Below are 5527 nucleotides of genomic sequence, written 5' to 3'. Positions count from 1 at the left end.
GACGTGGTGCGACTGGCCGGGGTGGACACGGTCGTCGTGTTGCTGGGGCTCAATGACATCGGGTTCAGCGAGACGGATGCGCAGCCTACGTACAAGCCGGCGCCGGTGGTTTCGGCTGGTGAAGTCATCGCTGGGTACCGGGAGTTGATACGGCAGGGGCGTGAACTCCGTGTGATCGGGGCGACCTTGTTGCCGTTCGGGGGGTCTGATCACTGGGGGGAGCGGGCGGCGAAGGTCAGTCATGAGGTCAACGAGTGGGTTCGTTGCTCGGGGGAGTTCGATGGGTTCGTAGATCTGAATCGGGTGATGGCCGACCCGGGGGATTCGGATCGGCTGCACCCTGCTTATGACTTCGGGGATCATCTGCACCCCAATGACGAGGGGTACGGGATGATGGCTGAAGCCGTTGAGCGTCGTCTTTGAGCGCGGGGCGGTGGGGGCTGGTCGCGCCCACGCGGCGGAGCCGCAAATTGATACAGCCCCGCGCCCCTAAAAGCAACTCTCCCTAGCCGGGCCAATAAGTGCGGGTCCATGCACTCGGCCCGGGGTGAGGGAGCCTCGCGCCCGCGATGCGTGATGGGTCGGACCAGGCGTCCCGCTGTCTTGGGGTGCCCGGTGTTGTGGTGGCCGCCGCGGCTGCTCGGGCTCTTACTACCGCCAACGCGGCGGCCAGTTCCTCCGGGGTCGGGTTGCCCCGTACGACTTTGATGTTCATGGGGGGCGCTCCTTTACAGGGGGATGTTGCCGTGCTTCTTCGGGGGCAACGACTCGCGTTTGGTGCGGAGTTGGCGTAGGCCCCGGACGACGTGGCGGCGGGTGTCGGAGGGGAGGACGACCGCGTCGATGTAGCCGCGTTCGGCCGCGATGTAGGGGTTGAGGAGGGCGTCCTCGTACTCCTGGATCAGGCGGGCCCTCGTCGCCTCGACGTCGCCTGCCGCCTCTGCCTCGGCGATCGTGCGGCGGTGCAGGATGTTGACCGCGCCCTGGGCGCCCATGACGGCGATCTGGGCGGTCGGCCAGGCGAGGTTGAGGTCGGCGCCGAGGTGCTTGGAGCCCATGACGTCGTAGGCGCCGCCGAAGGCCTTGCGGGTGATCACCGTGATCAACGGGACTGTTGCCTCCGCGTACGCGTAGATCAGTTTCGCGCCCCTGCGGATGATGCCGTAGTGCTCCTGGTCGACGCCCGGGAGGAAGCCGGGGACGTCCACGAAGGTGATGACCGGGACGTTGAACGCGTCGCAGGTGCGGACGAAGCGCGCCGCCTTCTCGGAGGCGTCGATGTCCAGGCAACCCGCGAACTGCATCGGCTGGTTCGCCACGATGCCTACCGGGCGGCCCTCGACCCGGCCGAAACCGGTGAGGATGTTCGGGGCGAAGAGTGGCTGCGTCTCGAAGAACTCCGCGTCGTCCAGGACGTGTTCGATCACCGTGTGCATGTCGTACGGCTGGTTCGCGCTGTCCGGGACCAGGGTGTCCAGCTCGCGGTCCTCGTCCGTGACGGTGAGGTCCGCCTCCTCGGGGAACGCCGGCGGCTCGCTGAGGTTGTTGGACGGGAGGTAGGACAGGAGCTGCTTGACGTACTCGATCGCGTCCTTCTCGTCGCCCGCCATGTGATGGGCCACGCCCGACACCGCGTTGTGGGTGCGCGCGCCGCCCAGCTCCTCGAAGCCCACGTCCTCGCCGGTGACCGTCTTGATGACGTCCGGGCCGGTGATGAACATGTGCGAGGTCTGGTCGACCATCACCGTGAAGTCGGTGATCGCGGGGGAGTAGACGGCGCCGCCCGCGCACGGGCCCACGACAAGGGAGATCTGGGGGATCACTCCGCTCGCGTGCGTGTTGCGGCGGAAGATCTCGCCGTACGCGCCGAGGGAGGCCACGCCCTCCTGGATGCGGGCGCCGCCGGAGTCGTTGATCCCGATGACCGGGCAGCCCGTCTTCAGCGCGAAGTCCATCACCTTGACGATCTTCTGGCCGTAGACCTCGCCCAGGGCGCCGCCGAAGACCGTGAAGTCCTGGGAGAACACGGCGATGGGGCGGCCGTCGACCGTGCCGTACCCGGAGACGACTCCGTCGCCGTACGGGCGGTTCTTCTCCAGGCCGAAGTCCGTGGACCGGTGCCGGGTGAACTCGTCGAACTCGACGAAGGACCCCTCGTCGAGGAGCAGGTCGATCCGCTCACGGGCCGTCAACTTGCCCTTGGCGTGCTGCTTTTCGACCGCACGTTCCGAGCCGGCGTGCGTCGCTTCCTGGATACGGCGCTGAAGATCCGCGATCTTCCCGGCTGTGGTGTGGATGTCGGTCTCTTGAGGCGCTTCCGGCTCGGACATCGGGATTGCGGCTCCCTGCCTGCTCAAAAGGGGGACGGGTTACTCATCCGTAGAGTAGTGGCGGGCCTACCGATCGGCAGTGCGGCGTACAACACACCTAGGGTGGCTTGCATGACGCCGCGAGATGCCTCAGACGAGAACAACAGTCGTTGGTCCGACCTGGACCGTCCGCCGCTCAACGGTGTGGCGCTGCGCAAGGGCCTGGTGCGGGACGGCGGCCACGGGGGCCTTTACTGCGACATCGAGGTCGTGCAGCGCACCGGATCCACCAATGCCGACCTCATGGCCCTGGCACTCGCGGGGAACGCCGAGGAAGGTGCGGTGCTCGTCGCCGAGGAGCAGACCGCGGGGCGCGGGCGCCTCGACCGGCAGTGGACGGCACCGGCCCGTTCCGGTCTCTTCTTCTCCGTCCTGCTGGAGCCGGGCGACGTCCCCGTGGCCCGCTGGGGCTGGCTCCCGCTGCTGACCGGGGTCGCCGTTGCGACGGGTCTGTCCCGGGCGGCCGGCGTGGACACGGCACTCAAGTGGCCCAACGACCTCCTGGTGACTGTCGGCGGCGAGGAACGCAAGGCCGGCGGCATCCTCGCCGAGCGCGCGGGCGACGACGCGGTGATCGTCGGCGTCGGCATCAACGTCACCCTGCGCGAGGACGAGCTGCCCGTTCCGCAGGCGGCCTCCCTGGTTCTGGCGGGGGCGGTCACCACCGACCGCGATCCCCTCCTGCGGGCCGTGCTGCGGTCCCTGGAGCACTGGTACGACAAGTGGCGCGCGGCGGGCGGCGACCCGCTGGAGAGCGGCCTCCAGGAGACCTACGCGGCCGGCTGCTCGACGCTCGGCCGGGTCGTCCGGGCCGAACTTCCCGGGGACCGGTCCATCACCGGTGAGGCCGTCGCGATCGACGGCGACGGGCGGCTCGTGCTGGCCACGGAGGACGGCGTGCAGGAGCCCGTGGGGGCGGGAGACATCGTCCACCTGCGCCCCGCGTGACCCCGACCGCTCTTGTGGCGGCTCTTCCCGTGTGACTCACGGAGTGAGCTGGCCCACACCTGCCGTAGCATTGGGCCCGGTCGATACCTGACCGTGGCAGATCGGAAGGGCAGCAGGCGTGACCGTCGACGACACGGGCTCCGGCGCGGACGCGGACGGCCGGGTGGCCCCCGATGCCGCCGAACCCGGCGAGGACCCGCTCGCGCTGCGTCTCGAAGGACTCATCCTCGGCGCGGAGCGCCGTTACACCCCCTTCCAGGCGGCCCGCACCGCCGGCGTCTCCATGGAGCTGGCCACGCGCTTCTGGCGGGCCATGGGCTTCGCCGACGTCGGCCAGGCCAAGGCGTTCACGGAGGCGGACGTCCTCGCACTGCGGCGCCTCGCCGGTCTCGTCGAGGCGGGGCTGCTGAGCGAGGCGATGGCGGTGCAGGTGGCCCGCTCCACCGGGCAGACCACCGCGCGGCTGGCGGGCTGGCAGATGGACTCGTTCCTGGAGGGCCTCACCGAGCCGCCGGAACCGGGCATGTCCCGCACCGAGGTGACGTACCCGATCATCGAGCTGTTGCTGCCCGAGCTGGAGGAATTCCTCGTCTACGTCTGGCGGCGCCAGCTCGCCGCCTCGGCCGGCCGGGTCGTCCAGGCGGGCGACGACGAGGAGATGGTCGACCGGCGCCTGGCCGTCGGCTTCGCCGACCTGGTGGGCTTCACGCGCCTGACCCGCCGCATGGAGGAGGAGGAACTCGGCGAACTCGTCGAGGCCTTCGAGACCACCGCCGCCGACCTCGTGGCAGCGCGCGGCGGCCGTCTCATCAAGACCCTGGGCGACGAGGTCCTCTACTCCGCGGACGACGCCGGAGTCGCCGCCGAGATCGCCCTGCTGCTGATCGAGACCATGGCCAACGACGAGACCATGCCCGAACTCCGCGTCGGCATGGCCTTCGGCACGGTGACGACCCGCATGGGCGACGTCTTCGGCACGACGGTCAACCTCGCCTCCCGCCTCACGTCGATAGCTCCTCGCGACGCCGTCCTCGTCGACAGCGCCTTCGCCGAGGAACTCATCCGCAGCGGCGAGGCCCCCGCCTCCGAGGCGGAGGCGGCGGAAGCCGCGGCCACCGCCGAGAAGGAGGGCGAGGAAGCCCCGACCTACCGCTTCGCCCTCCAGCCGATGTGGCAACGCCCCGTGCGCGGCCTGGGAGTTGTCGAACCCTGGCTCCTCACCCGCCGGGACTCGTCACCGGCGTAGGCCCAACTCGCCTACGCGGGTCAGTGGTTGGCGAGTCCGTCCACGCAGAGCCCGATGATCGGCACGCACAGACTCGGCCGACTCGGCGCGGGGGCGGTGGAGTTGGCGGTCCGGCTGGGTGTGGGCGTGGGCGTCGACGTGGGAGTCGAGGCCGGCCGGGGAGCCGGTGCCTGAGGCGGTGGCGTGGTGGCCGTCGTCGTCTCCGGGACGGTCGTCGGGTTCGCGTTCGCGGCCGTCGTCGGCGTCGCGGTCGCGTACGGAGTCGGTACGACTCCGGAGGTCGTCGTAGGGGTGGGAGTGATGCCGCCCATCACCGAGGTCGCCGAGGGGATCGCGGCCGGGTTGGCGCTGATGGTCGCGGCGGCGTTGGCGGGCCGGTCGGTGCCGTCGTCGGCGCCGGTGCCAGGGTCGGGCCGGGGTTCCGCCTCCGCCGTGCCCAGCCCACCGACTCCCGACTCGGGCGCCAGTCGTACGAGGCTCAGCACACCGGCGGCCACGGCGAGCCCTCCCACGGCGAGCAGGACCTTGCGGGGCCGGGGGCGGCGGTGCCGGCCCCTGGGGACGGGCGGCGGCGCTATGTCCGCCGCGCCCTCGGCCGGCTCCGCCTTCGTGGTCGTCGTCACGATCCCTCCCCTGTGGTGTGGCGGACGCACGTTATGCGCTTCTACGGGCGGTGCGGCGGGAGTTGGGCGGGATGTCACCCGAACGGGGAAGGCCCGTGCGATGATCGGGGCGAGGTCTGTTAACCCACGTTAACCAGGAGGCGGTCATGGGCGAGGAGCGGTTCGGGGAGTTCGTGCTGGTGCGGCGGCACGGGTACGTCGCGGAACTGGTCCTGGACCGGCCCAAGGCCATGAACGCGGTGTCCACGGCGATGGCGGGCTCGATCGCCGAGGCCTGCGCGGCGCTGGCGGCGGACCGTGACGTTCGCGTGACCGTGGTGACCTCGTCGCACGAGCGGGCG

At 70.4% G+C, this 5527-nt stretch carries 7 protein-coding genes; 4 read left to right on the top strand and 3 right to left on the bottom strand.

Going from position 1 to position 5527, the window contains the following annotated elements:
* On the top strand, positions 1–423 hold a 423-nt coding region (locus tag AC31A1_RS45785; RefSeq protein ID WP_489658994.1), incomplete at its 5' end, for a GDSL-type esterase/lipase family protein.
* An 82-nt stretch (positions 424–505) separates the two neighbouring features.
* Here AC31A1_RS45785 and AC31A1_RS45780 read toward each other — a convergent pair.
* Together AC31A1_RS45780 and AC31A1_RS45775 are read right to left on the bottom strand one after the other, a co-directional pair.
* Positions 506–715 carry an acyl-CoA carboxylase subunit epsilon gene (locus tag AC31A1_RS45780; RefSeq protein WP_489658993.1) on the bottom strand — a complete coding sequence of 70 codons (210 nt, stop codon included), beginning with the start codon at positions 713–715 and terminating at the stop codon, positions 506–508.
* 13 nt (positions 716–728) lie between these two features.
* Entirely contained in the window at positions 729–2330 is a 1602-nt protein-coding gene (locus AC31A1_RS45775) for an acyl-CoA carboxylase subunit beta (RefSeq protein WP_489658992.1), read from the bottom strand.
* Positions 2331–2441: 111 nt separating this feature from the next.
* Here AC31A1_RS45775 and AC31A1_RS45770 point away from each other — a divergent pair, with 111 nt between their 5' ends.
* Together AC31A1_RS45770 and AC31A1_RS45765 are read left to right on the top strand one after the other, a co-directional pair.
* Positions 2442–3317, top strand: coding sequence for a biotin--[acetyl-CoA-carboxylase] ligase (locus AC31A1_RS45770; RefSeq protein WP_489658991.1), 876 nt, complete (start codon positions 2442–2444; stop codon positions 3315–3317).
* Positions 3318–3435: 118 nt separating this feature from the next.
* Positions 3436–4563 (top strand): adenylate/guanylate cyclase domain-containing protein, encoded by a 1128-nt coding sequence (locus AC31A1_RS45765; RefSeq protein WP_489658990.1) that lies wholly within the window; start codon positions 3436–3438, stop codon positions 4561–4563.
* A 20-nt stretch (positions 4564–4583) separates the two neighbouring features.
* Here AC31A1_RS45765 and AC31A1_RS45760 read toward each other — a convergent pair whose 3' ends face one another.
* Entirely contained in the window at positions 4584–5186 is a 603-nt protein-coding gene (locus tag AC31A1_RS45760) for a hypothetical protein (RefSeq protein WP_489658989.1), read from the bottom strand.
* 146 nt (positions 5187–5332) lie between these two features.
* Here AC31A1_RS45760 and AC31A1_RS45755 point away from each other — a divergent pair.
* Positions 5333–5527: enoyl-CoA hydratase/isomerase family protein (locus AC31A1_RS45755; RefSeq protein ID WP_489658988.1), on the top strand; the 195-nt coding region annotated here is incomplete at its 3' end.

This window comes from Streptomyces sp. P5F9, from assembly GCF_057961495.1.
Note: the sequence above shows the minus strand (reverse complement) of the source record. Positions and strands in the feature narration are given on the sequence as shown.